Origin of the sequence: Arthrobacter sp. AFG20 (genome assembly GCF_002892795.1) — a bacterium.
GTDB lineage: Bacteria > Actinomycetota > Actinomycetes > Actinomycetales > Micrococcaceae > Arthrobacter.
This window is the reverse complement of the sequence record NZ_PJMC01000012.1, coordinates 50,226-65,257: the sequence shown is the minus strand read 5'-3', so window position 1 is coordinate 65,257 and position 15,032 is coordinate 50,226. Positions and strand designations below refer to the sequence as shown.

The 15,032-nt window shown below is 64.8% G+C and carries 14 protein-coding genes; 7 read left to right on the top strand and 7 right to left on the bottom strand.

All coding sequences use genetic code 11. The features are described 5' to 3' along the window. The first annotated feature begins 99 nt into the window (after positions 1-99). From CXZ05_RS14840 to CXZ05_RS14815, 6 genes are all read left to right on the top strand, one after another. Complete coding sequence (locus CXZ05_RS14840; protein WP_102973318.1) at positions 100-1,626, top strand: sugar ABC transporter ATP-binding protein; 1,527 nt, start codon at positions 100-102, stop codon at positions 1,624-1,626. Next, a complete protein-coding gene (locus CXZ05_RS14835; protein WP_102973317.1) occupies positions 1,623-2,666 on the top strand; it encodes an ABC transporter permease in 1,044 nt (347 codons plus the stop codon). Before CXZ05_RS14840 ends, CXZ05_RS14835 begins: the two co-directional genes overlap by 4 nt. Further along, positions 2,666-3,682, top strand: a complete 1,017-nt coding sequence (gene yjfF, locus CXZ05_RS14830) for a galactofuranose ABC transporter, permease protein YjfF (protein ID WP_180987402.1) — start codon at positions 2,666-2,668, stop codon at positions 3,680-3,682. The genes CXZ05_RS14835 and yjfF overlap by 1 nt, the downstream gene beginning before the upstream one ends. An 88-nt stretch (positions 3,683-3,770) precedes the next feature. Further along, positions 3,771-5,225 (top strand): family 43 glycosylhydrolase, encoded by a 1,455-nt coding sequence (locus tag CXZ05_RS14825; RefSeq protein ID WP_102973316.1) that lies wholly within the window; start codon positions 3,771-3,773, stop codon positions 5,223-5,225. A gap of 510 nt (positions 5,226-5,735) precedes the next feature. After that, positions 5,736-6,173 carry a hypothetical protein gene (locus tag CXZ05_RS22865; protein ID WP_146033100.1) on the top strand — a complete coding sequence of 146 codons (438 nt, stop codon included), beginning with the start codon at positions 5,736-5,738 and terminating at the stop codon, positions 6,171-6,173. Positions 6,174-6,391: 218 nt separating this feature from the next. Beyond that, positions 6,392-6,568, top strand: a complete 177-nt coding sequence (locus CXZ05_RS14815; RefSeq protein WP_102973314.1) for a CsbD family protein — start codon at positions 6,392-6,394, stop codon at positions 6,566-6,568. 145 nt (positions 6,569-6,713) lie between these two features. On the opposite strand, the gene CXZ05_RS14810 is transcribed toward CXZ05_RS14815, so the two are convergent. The 7 genes from CXZ05_RS14810 to CXZ05_RS14775 form a co-directional block, all read right to left on the bottom strand. After that, positions 6,714-6,986: a hypothetical protein gene (locus tag CXZ05_RS14810; protein WP_146033099.1), complete on the bottom strand. Its 273-nt coding sequence runs from the start codon at positions 6,984-6,986 to the stop codon at positions 6,714-6,716. A gap of 827 nt (positions 6,987-7,813) precedes the next feature. Further along, positions 7,814-9,379, bottom strand: coding sequence for an o-succinylbenzoate--CoA ligase (gene menE / locus CXZ05_RS14800; protein WP_102973311.1), 1,566 nt, complete (start codon positions 9,377-9,379; stop codon positions 7,814-7,816). Positions 9,380-9,390: 11 nt separating this feature from the next. After that, positions 9,391-10,716 (bottom strand): MFS transporter, encoded by a 1,326-nt coding sequence (locus CXZ05_RS14795; RefSeq protein WP_102973310.1) that lies wholly within the window; start codon positions 10,714-10,716, stop codon positions 9,391-9,393. Positions 10,717-10,820: 104 nt separating this feature from the next. Beyond that, a complete protein-coding gene (locus tag CXZ05_RS14790; protein ID WP_102973309.1) occupies positions 10,821-11,276 on the bottom strand; it encodes a MaoC family dehydratase in 456 nt (151 codons plus the stop codon). Positions 11,277-11,307: 31 nt separating this feature from the next. Further along, positions 11,308-12,561: an acyl-CoA dehydrogenase family protein gene (locus CXZ05_RS14785; RefSeq protein WP_102973308.1), complete on the bottom strand. Its 1,254-nt coding sequence runs from the start codon at positions 12,559-12,561 to the stop codon at positions 11,308-11,310. Position 12,562: 1 nt separating this feature from the next. Continuing rightward, positions 12,563-13,447, bottom strand: coding sequence for an amidohydrolase family protein (locus tag CXZ05_RS14780; RefSeq protein ID WP_102973307.1), 885 nt, complete (start codon positions 13,445-13,447; stop codon positions 12,563-12,565). Positions 13,448-13,472: 25 nt separating this feature from the next. Beyond that, positions 13,473-14,411 carry an SDR family NAD(P)-dependent oxidoreductase gene (locus tag CXZ05_RS14775; protein WP_102973306.1) on the bottom strand — a complete coding sequence of 313 codons (939 nt, stop codon included), beginning with the start codon at positions 14,409-14,411 and terminating at the stop codon, positions 13,473-13,475. Positions 14,412-14,549: 138 nt separating this feature from the next. On the opposite strand from CXZ05_RS14775, the gene CXZ05_RS14770 reads away from it, so the two are divergent. Continuing rightward, a complete protein-coding gene (locus CXZ05_RS14770) occupies positions 14,550-15,017 on the top strand; it encodes a MarR family winged helix-turn-helix transcriptional regulator (protein WP_102973305.1) in 468 nt (155 codons plus the stop codon). The last annotated feature ends 15 nt before the right edge of the window (positions 15,018-15,032 follow it).

Below are 15,032 nucleotides of genomic sequence, written 5' to 3'. Positions count from 1 at the left end.
CGGCGGCGGATCCCCGCCGCCGCACGGCATACCAGCCGCACGGCCGACACAGCGCGGCAGCCCGCAGCACGGCAGTCCCAGCACAGAAAAGACATGAGGATGAACGAAATCGTTCCGGTCGTCGAGATGACCGACATAGCTATTGGGTTCCCAGGAGTTAAGGCGCTCGACGGCGTCGACTTCCGCCTCTTCCAGGGTGAAGTCCACGCACTGATGGGTGAGAACGGCGCCGGCAAGTCCACACTGATCAAGGCCCTGACGGGCGTGTACACCATTGATTCCGGCACCGTCACGGTACTCGGCGAACCGAAGCGGTTCTCGACGCCGGGAGAATCCCAGGCGGCCGGCATCAGCACCGTTTACCAGGAAGTCAACCTCTGCCCCAACCTCACCGTTGAGGAAAACGTCCTGCTGGGCCGCGAGCCCCGCCGTCGGGGTTCCATCGACTGGAAAGGCGTGCGGTCCCGGACCCGGGAGGTCCTCGCCGAACTGCAGCTGGACCACATCGATCCCGGATCGCTGCTGTCCACCCATTCCATCGCCGTCCAGCAGCTGATCGCCATCGCCCGCTCGGTGGAGATCAACGCCAAGGTCCTCATCCTGGACGAGCCGACGTCGAGCCTTGATGCCGACGAGGTGAGCCAGCTTTTCCGCGTCATCAGGGACCTGCGCGACCGCGGCGTCGCCATCCTGTTTGTCTCCCACTTCCTGGAGCAGGTCTATGAGATCTCCGACCGCATGACCGTCCTGCGGAACGGCAAACTCGTGGGCGAATACCTGACCCGGGACCTGTCCCGGATGAGCCTCATCTCCAAGATGATCGGCAAGGACCTGGAGGCCCTCGCCGAACTGGACCAGGCGCCCGCCCGGACCCGTGCCAGCAACGGCGCCGGCCTCACGCCGTTCGTCGAGGCCCGGGGCCTCGGCCGGAAGGGATCGGTGTCCAATGTGGACCTGTCCATCTATCCGGGTGAGGTGGTGGGCCTGGCCGGCCTGCTCGGTGCCGGCCGGACCGAGATTGCCCGGCTCTTTTTCGGCGCCGACAAGGCCGACGAAGGCACCATCAAGGTCAAGGGGACGGGCCAGAAGATCCGTTCCCCGCGTGCAGCGATCGACAAGCGCATTGGATTCTGCTCGGAGGACCGTAAAGAGGAAGGCCTCATCGGGGACCTGACGCTCCGCGACAACCTGGTCCTGGCCATGCAGGCCAGCAAGGGCTGGGCGCGCCGCATCCCGCGCAGGGTCCAGGACGAGCTGGTGGCCGAATACATCGAGGCCCTCGACATCCGGCCGGCCAACCCCGACGCACTCATCCGCAACCTCAGCGGCGGAAACCAGCAGAAGGTCCTTTTGGCCCGGTGGCTGGTGACCCATCCCGAACTCCTGATCCTCGACGAGCCCACCCGCGGCATCGACATCGGGGCCAAGACCCAGATCCAGAAGCTCGTCAACAAACTCGCGGCCGACGGCATGTCCATCCTCTTCATCTCCTCCGAACTCGAGGAAGTGCTGCGCGTGAGCGACCGCGTTGCGGTTATCAAGGACAGGGCGATGGTCGCCGAAATCAACAACGACGGCGTCTCCGTGGAAGACGTCATGACGGTCATCGCCGGAGGTGCCCAGTGAAATCCCTTTCGAAACACCGCCTTGCGTGGCCGGTGATTGCCCTCGCAGCGCTGCTGCTGCTGAACCAGGTCTTCAGGCCCGACTTCATGAGCCTCCGGATGCAGGACGGGCACCTCTACGGCAGCCTGATCGACATCATGCGCAACGGCGCGCCCACCATCCTCATTGCCCTGGGCATGACCCTGGTCATCGCCACCCGCGGTATCGACCTTTCAGTGGGGGCAGTGGTGGCGATCGCCGGCGCGGCCTCGTGTGCTTACATCGCCGCATCCCCCGAGCCCGGCTCCCCGGTGACGGCCGCGACGGCGGTCCTCATCGCCGTCGTCGCCGGCCTTGCCCTTGGTGTGTGGAACGGCTTCCTGGTGTCCACCATCGGCGTCCAGCCGATCATCGCCACCCTGGTGCTGATGACGGCGGGCCGCGGCGTGGCCCAGCTCATCACGGGCGGGCAGATCGTCTCCGTGTCGAACGACTCCTACAAGTCGATCGGCGCCGGGTACCTGTTCACTCTGCCGATCTCCATCCTGATCACCGCGGCCGTTTTTGCCCTGGCCGCCGTCCTTACCCGGCGCACCGCACTGGGAACCCTGATCGAGGCCGTCGGCATCAACCCCGTCGCCAGCCGCCTGGCCGGGCTCCGCGCCCGCAACATCATCTGGATCGTCTACGTCTTCAGCGCCGTCTGCGCCGCAATCGCCGGCCTGATGATCAGCTCCAACGTCACGGCGGCCGACGCCAACAACGCCGGCCTGTACATCGAAATGGACGCCATCCTGGCCGTGGTCATTGGCGGCACCTCGCTGGCAGGCGGGCGGTACACCCTGGTGGGAACCGTCGTCGGGGCCTTCATCATCCAGACGCTGACCACCACCGTCTACACCCTGGGCATCCCGCCGGAGGTGACTCTGGTGTTCAAGGCGCTCGTGGTCATCACCGTATGCCTCCTGCAGGCGCCGAAGGCGCGGAACCTGTTCACCCGCCTCAAGGCGGCACCCAAGCCCGCCGCTCAGGAAGCCGTAAAGGAAAAGGTCGCCATCTAATGTCCCCTCTGTCCACGCTTACGCCCCTGACCGTCAAGAAGCCGTCACCGGCGCGCAGCCGCCTCCGCGGGGGCGCGCGCTACGCGCCGACGCTTGCCACTGTGGGCCTGTTCATCGCCATGTTCGCGGTGGGAGCGGGGATGTACCCGAGCTTCCTCTCCGGCCAGGTGTTCCTGAACCTGTTCATCGACAACACCTTCCTCATTGTGCTCGCCGTCGGCATGACCTTCGTGATCCTTACCGGCGGCATCGACCTGTCGGTGGGGGCCGTCGTCGCGCTGTCCATGATGGTGAGCGCCACGCTGCTGCAGCAGGGCTGGAACGCTGGGGCCGTCATCGTCCTGGTGCTGCTCATCGGCGGCGGGCTGGGGCTCCTGATGGGGCTGATCATCCAGTACTTCGACATCCAGCCCTTCATCGTGACGCTGGCGGGCATGTTCCTGGCCCGCGGCCTCTGCTACGTCATCAGCCTCGACTCGATCCCGGTTACCGAAGGCTTCTTCACCGGCATGGCGCAGGCGCAGATCCCGCTGCCCGGGGACCTCTTCGTCTCGCCGGGCGTCCTCCTGGCGCTGGGCATTGTGGCCGCGGCCTTCTTCGTCCTGCACCACACCCGCTTCGGCCGGACGGTCTACGCGATCGGCGGCAACGAACACTCCGCAATGCTGATGGGCCTTCCCGTGAAGGCCACCAAGGTCCTGGTCTACGCCCTGAGCGGCCTGTGCTCGGCCATCGCGGGGATCCTGTTCTCCTTCTACAGCCTCTCCGGCTACAGCCTCGCGGCCCAGGGCATGGAGCTCGACGCTATCGCGGCCGTGGTCATCGGCGGCACCCTGCTGACGGGCGGCACCGGCTACGTCCTGGGATCCGTCGTCGGCGTTCTGGTGCTGGGGATTGTGCAGACCTTCATCGCCTACGACGGAACGCTCAGCTCCTGGTGGACCAAGATCGTCATCGGCGGCCTGCTCCTCGTCTTCATCCTGCTGCAGCGGCTCTTCGCCCGGAAGGCCGGCTGACTGCCTGACCCCTCCCGCCCCTCCCACGCGTCATCTCCGCACGTCACTCCCGCACGTCACTCCCGCACGTCGAAAGGACTTTTTCAGCATGAATGATTCCGTCAACCGCCAGTTCTCCCGCCGGCTCTTCCTCGGCTCCGGGACCGCCGCAGCAGCAGCCTTCGCTGTTGCGGGAGCCGGAGGCGGAGCCTTGCTGGCGGCGCCCGCCGCTGCCGCCGCCGTCGATTCAGCTCCGCTGATCAACCCCGTGGTGCCGCAGCGTGCGGACCCGTGGCTCATGAAGCACACGGACGGCAAGTACTACTTCACCGGCTCCGTGCCCGAGTACAACCGCATCGTCGTCCGCTCCTCCCCCACCATCGCTGGGCTCGGCAGCGCGTCGGAAGCGGTCGTCTGGACGCGGCCCGCCTCCGGAACCATGGGCGGCCACATCTGGGCACCCGAGCTACACCACTTCGATGGCCAGTGGCACATCTACTTCGCCGCCGGCGACAGCAGCGACGTCTTCCGGGTGCGGATCTACGTGATTTCCACGGACGCGGCGGACCCGACCAACGCCGTCTGGGGCGCACCGGTCCGGGTGCACACGCACGCCGACACGTTCTCGCTGGATGCCACCACGTTCGAGCACGCCGGGACTCGGTATCTGCTATGGGCGCAGAGCGACACCGGCGTGAACTCCAGCCTGTACATTGCCTCCATGTCGTCGCCGTCGACGCTCTCCAGCACCCCGGTGCGCATTGCCGTTCCGACGCTGGACTGGGAGACCCGCGGCTACAAGGTCAACGAAGGCGCCGCGGTGATCAAGCGGAACGGCCGGATCTTCGTCACCTTCTCCGCGAGCGCCACGGACGCCAACTACTGCATGGGCCTCCTGACGGCGGATGCCGGCGCCGACCTGCTCAACGCGGCATCCTGGACCAAGACACCCACTCCGGTGTTCACCACCAACGAGGGATCGAAGCAGTACGGCCCCGGCCACAACTCCTTCACCGTTGACGAGGCCGGCAAGGACGTGCTCGTGTACCACGCCCGGTCTTACCGCAACATCGTGGGCGATCCGCTGTACGACCCCAACCGGCACGCCCGGGTGCAGCGGCTGTACTGGAACGCGGACGGCACACCGAACTTCGGTGTACCGGTAGGCGACGGCGAACTGCCGGTCCGCTTGGAACCCGCCTCTGCTTCGGGTACTTTCCTGGCGCACGACGGCGTCACCGTCACCGCCGCTTCCTCCCCGGCGCTGGGTGCGTCCCAGTTCCGGCTCGCCCCGGGGTACGCCAAGAAGAACTCGGTGGTCATCGAACCTGTCCTGACCAAGGGCCGTTATCTCCGGGTGCAGGGGTCAGCGGTTTCGATCGCCTCCACGGAGGGATCGTCGTCGGCCTTCCTTCAGCGGGGTGGCCTCTCGGACGCCGCGGGCGCCTCCTTCGAGTCAGTCGACGTGCCTGGTTCCTACCTGGTGCTCCGGGACGGTGCCCTCGTATTGGCGAAGGTGGGCAAGAACGAGCGGGCTGCGGCCACGTTCTTCCTGCGGTCCTAGAGGCTCCACTTCTAAAGACTCCGTCACGCATGGCGTGCGGGTGAGTGCAGATCACTGGTGATGTGGTGGTTGCAAAAGTGCAGGGCCGGCGGTTCTCCGCCGGCCCTGCGCTCTGTTTAAGAACCATGCAGCCCCTGCCTTGCGCTAACGGTCGGGGCATGTCCAGGAGCAGGCGGGAGCGGTATTCTCTGTACGCCCTGTCCGCGCACTTCCTTTGGAGACAAATTGAAGACACGCAGCATGCACCATTCGTTGGCGGCAGCCACTCTGGCAGGCATGGTGCTCTCCAGCACTGCCTGTACCGCTCAGCAGGGCAGTCCGCAGCAGCCCGTCACAACCACAGTGGTTACTCCAACATCCACGGCTGAACCGGCGCCGGCAACAACCCCGTCCGCAACTGCTCCCGGCGCGGAAACGTCCCAGCAAACGCAAAGTTTCACCTTCCCTGACGGGCACATCTCATTCACTTACCCAGCCGACTGGAAAGTCAGGACCGAGCAGGGCCCGTACTTGACTGAGAAGGACAAGGCCGGTTCCGTGGTGGCCGTCGTGGCGGACAGCTCTGGGTCCGAAGTGGCCCGCGTCCTCAGCGGCATGTACGGCGATGCCGCCGCCGGCCCCGCCAAGCGGACCGTCCTGGAACACACGCCTGTGCCCGGGATCACTGATAAGGCCGGCAAAACCACCGAGTTCGGGTTCGGTTACGACGTCATCGCCGGCAGCCTGCACTATTTCATGGACGTCAGGCTCGCCCACGAGTTTCTGCCCTCCCAGGACAATTCCGGAACCAACCAGGTTCTCCTGCCCAACGGGGTCACGTCTGCCTTCGTGGTCTTCGACGATGAGAAGAAGCCCGCCTTCGCAACCCCCGACGCGGCCAAAGCGTGGATGGCAACCACGAAGTTCCGCCAGCTCAAGGCCCTGCTGCTCAGCCTGGCATACAAATAGTCAAATCATTCGCACGCCAAAAATCCGGCGTCAGGAAGCTCGGCGGCTGATAGCGTGCTCACCCCGCGCCTGCCGATCTCCTTCAGCGATTATGCGGGCAACAGTGGGATCCATCTTCCTGCCGCCAGTACGCTCCAGGGTTTGAAACGGAATGCTAAGCATGCTTGGCTTGTCTGTATGGCCGCATCGAACGGCCGCCAACCAGAGGAGGAAACACCATGGGACTAGGCGACAAGATCGAGAACGCCGCTGAGAAGGCCAGCGGCAAGGGCAAGGAAGCGGCAGGCGCCGCATCCGGCGATGAAAGCCTGCGCGCAGAAGGCCAGGCCGATCAGGCCAAGGGTGATTTGAAGCAGGCCGGCGAGAAGGTCAAGGACGCCTTCAAGAAGGACTGACCCGAACACAAGTGAAAGGGTGCACCGCGTCTGGGCACCCTTTCACGTGTCGGCATTACGTGCACCATCTGCTGGCTGACTTTCACCGCGTCACAGCTTCTGCCCCAGGAGCCATACACCCCGATCCAACGGTCGGTGGTTGAGGTCACGACCGGGAGCGGACGGATTCTGAAACCCGGGCGATCTTTACCTCGAGGTCCAAGCCGGTGTCGTCTCCGGCGAGCCGGCGGAGCAGGTACTCCCGGAGGTCGGCGTTGGTGGTCGTGTGCGGGGCGGGGAGGGCTTCGCCACTGAACAGTGCGTACGAGTCGCCGATATGAAACACGGACAGGATGCAGTCCTGAAGGTCATCTGTCTTCAGGCTCAACACGGTGTTGCGGAAGCTGCCCTGTGCACCGTTTTTGGGCATAGCCGTCATGGAAAACGCCACTGCCCTTGCCATAAGTCCGGTCCTCCGCAAGTTTCTTGCCCAAGATGGTTGTCCCGGGCCACCGTCGCAAGGCTAGCCGCTGCATCCGTCGAACATAAGCCTTACCCGCCAGTAAGGTTGGCTGGATGCCAACCGGCCCGACGCTACCGACAGCGGATTTGCGCATGCGGCGGGGCTAGTTGTCTTATACGTCAGGTTGCACTTGAGGCGGCCGATCCCCGGCCGTTTCACCCTCAGGTGCGACTTCCGGTTCGGGAACCGGGCGCACTGCCCGCCACAGGACGACGCCCCCGGCAATAGCCACTATCGCCGCTGCAAGCCACCAGATCGTCCTGGGCTTCCTTCCTGCTGGGATCGCTTGCGGCCGGAGCTCAGCCGCGGGGATCAGCCTCGCGATCCGCTCGTGAAGCCGGGGCGTTGTTGCTTCCACTTTCCCGGCCAGCTCATCTGCAATGATCCGCAGGCTCGCCTGCAAGCGTGGTGACGCTGCTTCCAGGCCGGTATCGATACCTGCCAAAGCCCGCCGAAGGGCCGCTTCGACGCCGGGGGTAGCCCACTCCCTGCCCCTAACCATGCGCCCGCGGAGGGCTTCTTGGAGGTGATGAGTCTGAACCGCTCGGTCCATCTGGTCAGCGCTGTGCACAAGTGCCTCCTAAAGCTGGTGGGTGAGGCAAAAGCTTAGAGCCTGTACTTGCCCCTGAACAGCCCTAAAATCCCACCCCACCCTCGAATGTCCCATCAAGGTAGAGCAACGGAATGCCCTCGTGCTGGCGCTCAAAGGCGGTGGATTGACAGGCTGCCAGAGGCGGGGAAAGTCATTGCGCAAATTGCGTTCTAAGCTCCATCTTGCGGATTTTGCCGCTCGCCGTGCGGGGCATTTCATCCACGAAGACCACGGATTTTGGGATCTTGTAGCGGGCCAGTCGTCCCTCAAGATGGGACCGCAATTGTTCTTCGCTGAGTGAAGCACCTTGGCGGAGCGTGACGATGGCGCGCGGCACTTCACCCCATTTGTCATCTTCAACCCCGATAACGGCTACGCTGCCTACGGCGGAAAGTTCGATGATAGCTGCTTCAACTTCTGCCGGGTAGATGTTCTCCCCGCCGGAGATGATCATGTCCTTGAGCCGGTCCGAGACGAACAGGAACCCTTCGTCGTCCTGATAGCCGACGTCGCCCGAGCGGAACCAGGACGAGTCCGCATAGCTTTCCGCATTGGCCTCCGGGCGGTTCCAGTATCCGCTGATGACGTTGGGCCCGGAGATTTGGATTTCGCCCACCTCGCCAGGGGCGACCACGCAGCCGAATGGGTCGGCGATACGCACGTCCGTGAAGAACTGGGGCAGGCCTGCCGAGCCGGCTTTGTCCTTGGACCGCGCCACGGGCAGCATGGTGGCGCCGGGCGCGGTTTCGGTCATGCCGTAGTTGCTGGTGAACCCAATGCCGCGTGCCTCGTAGGCGTCCAGCACTCTGCGTGGAACCGCCGAACCACCGCAGGTGAGTTTGTCCAGGGAGCTGAGGTCCGCCGTCGGCCACTCTGGGTGGTCGCAGAGCATCTGGAACGTGGTGGGAACGCCGTTGAGGGTGGTGACTTTGTGCTGCTGGATCACCTCAAGAACCCGGCCGGCGTCGAACTTGGCTTCGAGTACTACGGTGGCGCCCTTGAGGAGCATGGGCAGGAGGCCCATGTCCAGCGAGGCCACGTGGAACAGCGGCGAGATCATGAGCGCAACGTCGTTCCGGCTCAGGTCCATGTCCACCACAGTGTTGATGCAGTTCCAAGTGATGTTGCCGTGGGTCAGCAGAGCGCCCTTGGGCTTGCCCGTGGTGCCGGAGGTGTAGAGGATCATCGCCGGGTCGTCCAGGCTCACCGGTTCATCCAGGGGAACCGCGGCTGCCGCTGCCAGCACCTCCTCGTAGTGTTCGACGCCGGCGGGCGGCTGGCCAGACGGTGACTGGGCTGCGTAACCCCCTGTGACGCCGTCGGACGCCACTACCAGGCGGCGGGTCACGACGGTTTCCTCCGTAGAAGCGACGGCCAGCGCGTCGATGGCGGAGGCGTTGACAAGGAGCCGCGCCCCGGAGTCCTGCAGCTGGAACTGCAGTTCCGGGGCGGCGAGCCGGGTGTTCAGCGGGACAAAAATCGCCCCGAGGAGACCGCAGGCAAAGAAGGTCTCTACGAACGAGTGGTGGTTCTCACCGAGGTAGGCCACCCGGTCCCCCCTGGCCACTCCCCGGTCGTGGAGGGCATTGGCCAGCCGGTCAGTGCGGTCTGCGAGTTCGCCATAGCTCAGGGTGTGCGCTCCGGAGACCAGTGCTGCCTTCGGGCCTGACTTGGCGCGGCGGCGGTGCAGCCAGGATCCAACTCCGTTGTTGTCCATGATGGGTTCTCCTAACGGACCGTAGTGAGGTCGTTGTTCTTAGACTCCCGCGTCAGCAGGATGAAAACAATCGACACCATTGCCATGACAGACAGGAACACCACCACGGGGACGATGCTCTGGCCGGAGTCCTTGTACAGACCGGCGATGATGCCCGGGGTAAATCCTGCGCCGATCAGGGTGGCCAGCTGGTATCCGACGGCGGCACCGGTGTAGCGGTTGGTGGTGCCGAACTGCTCGGACACGAAAGCTGCAAGCGGGCCGTAGAGGGATGAGTGGAGGATGAGGGCCACTGTGAAGGCCAGGAAGATCAGGCCGACATTGCCGGAACTGAGCATTCCAAACATGGGGAACAGGTAGGCGATAAACAGCGCCAGTCCTGCAACCATCACTGGACGGCGGCCGAACCGGTCGGACAAGCGGCCGCCCAGCAGGACGAACAGGATGGAGATCGCCGAGGCACCGGCGAAGGCATACAGGACACCCTGTTGCGGAGCGCCCTTGGACACTGCGTAGGTCACGGAGAATGTGGGCAGCACCACCTGGAGCCCGAAGCCTGCGGCACCGGCGAACATGATCATGATCAGTGCCTTGGGGCGGCGCAACACCTCCAGCAGCGGGATTTTGCGCTTGGCGCCTTGGGCGCCTTCCCTGGCGACGGCCTCAGCGAAAATCGGGCTTTCCGCTACCCGCAGCCGCACGAACATGCCCACAATCAGGAGCACGAAGGACAGTAGGAACGGCACGCGCCATCCCCAGGCGAGGAAAGCATCCTGGGGCAGGGCGGAGAAGATCCCCATTACAACGGTTCCGAGCACCGCACCGGTGGGGGCACCGGCGTTGACGAAGGAGGCGGCGAAGCCGCGCCGCTTGGGGTCGGAGTGTTCCAGCGCCATCAGTGCCGCTCCGCCCCATTCGCCGCCGACGGCGATCCCTTGGCAGACGCGCAGGAGCACCAGGAGAACTGCTCCCCAGGGGCCGATCACACTGGCGCCGGGGATCAGCCCGATGAGGGTGGAGGCAATGCCCATCATTGCCATGGAAATGATGAGCATGCCCTTGCGGCCGATCCGGTCACCGAAGTGGCCAAAGATCACGCCGCCCAGGGGACGCGCCACGTAACCGGCTGCGAAGGTGCCGTAGGCGGCGACGACACCCACCCATTCGTCGGCACCGGTGAAGAAGACTTTCGGGAAGGCCACTGCGGCGGCCGTGGCGTAGAGCAGGAAGTCGTAGAACTCGATGGTGCTGCCCAGATAGCTGGACAGGATGACCGTGCGCGCCTCTTTGCGCTTCGCGGTCGTGCCCGCAACTGCGAGCGTGGTGTGTCCGGACATGGCTGTTCCTTCGGGATGAGGGAGGGTGTTTTGGGGTGCACTGCAGGGCCGGTTCACGTTGTGAACCGCCTTGAGCTTTGAGGAGTGGTTGCCTGCAGGGCCGCTTACTTGTAGAACCGGGCGAGGAATTCGGCCACGACGGCGGGGCGTTCCTGGCCTTCGATTTCGATGGTTGCGTTGACCTTGATCTGGGCGCCGCCCTTGACCTCGATGACTTCGGCGATGGTGGCCTGCATGCGCACTTTCGAGCCGACCTTGACCGGGGACGTGAAGCGCACTTTGTCCAGGCCGTAGTTCACTTTGGTGGTGACGCCGTCGACGTCGAACAGTTCGCCCCAGAACGGAATGATCAGGGAGAGGGTGAGGAAGCCGTGGGCGATGGGGGCGCCGAACGGGCCGTCTTTGGCGCGTTCGGGATCGGTGTGGATCCACTGCTGGTCGTCGGTGGCGTCGGCGAAGAGGTTGATTTGTTCCTGGGTGATCTGGCGGTAGTCGGTGGTGCCGAGGTCGGTCCCGGTCATGGTGAGCAGGGTGTCGAAATCGACGACGAGATTGGGCATCTTTGCCTCCTGGTTGTGGCGCGGTGGTGGGTTAGTGGGTGAAGGCGCTTTCGCCCGTGAGGGCGCGGCCGATAATGAGGGCATTCATCTCATGCGTGCCCTCGTACGAATAGACGGCTTCCGCGTCGGCATGGAAACGCGCGACGCCGGAGTCCAGGGTGATGCCGTTGCCGCCGGCCACTTCGCGGGCAAGCGCCACGGTTTCGCGCATCAACAGGCTGGTCTGCATCTTGGCCAGGGCTGAATCCTGGTCCCGGTAAATGCCGCGGGCCTGTTGTTCAGTCAGCCGGACCACAAGCGACAGGGAAGAGGTGATGTTTCCCAGCATCCGGGCCAGTTTCTCTTGCACCAGCTGGAACGACCCCAATGGGCGGCCGAACTGCCTGCGGTGGTTGACGTAGGCCAGTGCCGCTTCGAAGGCGCCCGCTTGGATGCCGGTGGCGATCCACGCAACGTCCGAGCGCATGGCCCGGAGCATGGCCGCGACGTCCGGGAAGGAGTTGACGTTGTGCAGGCGCATGGACTCTGGAACCCGGACGCCGTCGAGGGTGATGTGGGCGTTCTGCATCATCCGCAGCGATGTCTTGCCGTGGATCTTCTCCAGGCTGACGCCTGCGGCCTTCCGGTCCACGAGGAACCCCTTGACCTGTCCGTCGGCCGTGTCGCGGGCGAACACGGCGAGGACGTCGGCCGTTGATGCTCCCCCAATCCAGCGCTTGGCGCCGTCCAGGACCCAGCTGCCGCCGTCCGCGTCCGCTTCGAAACGGGCAGTGGTGGACAGGCCGCCGGCGATGTCCGATCCGGATTCCGGTTCAGTCAGCGAGAAGACGCCTTTGAGCGAGAAGTCGATGACCTTGGGCATCCATTCGTGCTGCTGTTCCTCGGAAGCACCCACGCGGATGGCCGTGCGGAAGAGGCCGGCCTGCGCGGTGTACCAGGTGGCGAGGGACGCGTCAGTGCGGGCAAGTTCAAAGATCCGGAAGCCCTGGTAGATCCCCCGGGCGGGAACGTCTGCCGGGCCGGACCCAGCCAGTTCGGCCGGTTCCATGAGGTCAAGACCGATCAGGGGCTTCGCTAGCTGTTCCGGGAATTCGCCCCGCTCCCAGTACTCGGCCAGCAAGGGTTTGGCGTCCCGGTCGAGGAAATTCCGGAGCCGGGTCAGGACCTGTCGTTCGTCGTGGGTGAGGAGGGCCTCGGTGTCGTAGAAGTCAGAAACCCCGTAGAGCCTGGTCCCGCCGTCCGCGGGTGCGGCACCCGCGGCCCGTTCCGCCGTCGTCGTTCCCATCTCAGCCAACCAGACCGAGGAGCCGCACGGCGTTGTCCTTGAGGATCTTCGGGCGGACCTCGTCCTTCAGCGGCAGGTCAGCGAAGGCAGCGAGCCATTTCTGCGGCGTGATCAGCGGGAAGTCCGTGCCGAACAGCACCTTGTCCTGCAGGTAGGAGTTGGAAGCCTTCACGAGTGACTCCGGGAAGTACTTGGGTGACCAGCCGGAGAGGTCGATGAAGACATTGGCCTTGTGAGTGGCGATCGAGTTCGCCTCCTCCTGCCACGGCACTGAGGGGTGGGCCATGATGATCTGCAGGCCGGGGAAATCCGCCGCGACCGCATCCAGCAGCAGCGGGTTGGAGTAGGCCAGCTTGATGCCGTACCCGCCGGGCAGCCCGGCACCCATCCCGTTCTGGCCGGTGTGGAAGACGGCGGGCAACCCCAGTTCCTGGAGTGTCTCCCAGAGCGGGTAAAACCGTTCATTGGAAGGGTCGAAGCCCTGCAGGCTGGGGTGGAACTTGAAGCCGCGGGCGCCGAGTTCCACGGCCTGGTGCTTGGCCCCGGCGATGGCGTCCTCCCCCGTGCGGGGATCAACACTGCCGAACGGGATCAGCACGTCGTTGTTCCGGGCCGCACCCACGATAAGGTCCGGGATGCTGTTGGGCTCGTGCTTGAGCTGGGTCCGCGCGTCCACGGTAAAGACGACCGCGGCCATGTTCAGTTCGCGGTAGACCTCGGCAATGCGGTCAAGGGACGGGGTGCGGTCCTCGGCCTTGAAGTACTTCGCGGAGGCTTCGGTGAGCGCCTCCGGCAGCGAGCCGTGGCCGCAACTGTCCACCTCGAGGTGGACGTGCATGTCGATCGCGTCGAGCTTCGCGGCGTCGATGCCCAGTTCGTAGCGCATGTCTCTTCCTTATGAAGGCTGGTAGTCAGCGGGCCGGGGCCGGTTCGGGCTGCAGCTCGGCCGGCAGCGGGAGGAATTCCTCGCCGTAGCCCTGAAGCGTGTCCGCGTTGAAGAGTTCGCCGGCGTTGTCGTGCAGAGCCTGGTAGCTCCAGCCGCCGTCGCGGTATTCGGTGGTTGCCGCGGTGGGGTGGGTCCAGACCTGGAGGCGGTCCCCGCCGGCGCCAATGGCCTGCCCGGTGATGGCGGCTGCCCCGTCGGAGGCGAGGAACGCAATCAGCCCGGCGACGTCGCCGGCGGTGCCGAAGCCCAGGTCGTGGCGGAAGAAAGATGGCATGGTCTCGCCCCGTTCCTCGGCCTCGACGGCCTTCTGGAAGTACGGCACCGTCTTGGTCATCGCCGTGGCCGCGACCGGAATGACCGTGTTAACCGTCACCCCGGCCTTCTTCATCTCCAGCGCCCAGGTCCGCACCATGCCTACAATGCCGGCCTTCGCCGCAGCGTAGTTGGTCTGGCCGAAGTTGCCGCGCTGGCCCGTGGGCGAACCGATGGTGATGATCCGGCCCGCGATGCTGTTTTCCTTGAAGTAGGCGAACGCCTCGCGGACGCAGGTGAAGGTCCCTTTCAGGTGCACGTTGATGACCAGGTCGAAGTCCTCGTCGGTCATCTTCAGCAGGCTCTTGTCCCGCAGGATGCCAGCGTTGGTGACCAGGATGTCCAGGCGGCCGAAGTTCTCAACCGCTCCTGCAACCAATGCCTTGGCGGCGGCCGTGGTTCCGACGGGGACAACGACGGCGGCTGCCCGTCCGCCGTCGGCCTCAATCTGCGCGACGGCCTGCGCTGCCGTTTCGGTATTCACGTCGTTGATGACGACGGCGGCACCCTGGCGGGCGAGTTCCCTTGCATAGGCGAGGCCGAGGCCCTGCCCGCTTCCGGTGACGATCGCAACCTTGCCGTTCAAGCTCATGGCGTGCTCCTTCGCATGCAGTTCCGGCCGAAGCCGGTAAGTCCGATCCCACTGCGACGTGAGATCCTTGTCCTGATCAATGAAAAGATAGATCGTTGAAATTGTCAATGATCTTTTTTTACTACTACTGGAGTTGGCATGGCTACGCAGAGCACTGAAGTCGGAACCCCGCGGCTTGCCGCGTCCCGGATCGGCAACGACATCGGCCTGCTGCTGGCGAAGCTGCACGCGGCGGGCTCGGTGCTGAACAACCGGGCACTGGCGGACTTCGGGCTCCGGGAACGTTCCTTCTCGGTCCTGACCCTTGCCTGCAGCGGACTGGAACCGACCCAGCGGGAACTGGCTGATTTCCTCAGCCTTGACCCCAGCCAGGTGGTCAGCCTCGTGGACGACCTGGAACGGCGCGGCCTCGTGGAGCGCACGCAGGGCAAGCAGGACAGGCGCGCCAAGATCATCACCTCCACTGCCGAGGGCCGGAAGATGCACACCAAGGCACGCTCGGCCCTGGACGCCTGCGAGCACGAGCAGCTCTCAGCCCTCACCACTGCCGAGGCGGACCAACTTCGGGCGCTGCTGCGGAAGGCCCTGTGGGGAGCAGGCGCCTGACAGCCCTACAAAAAA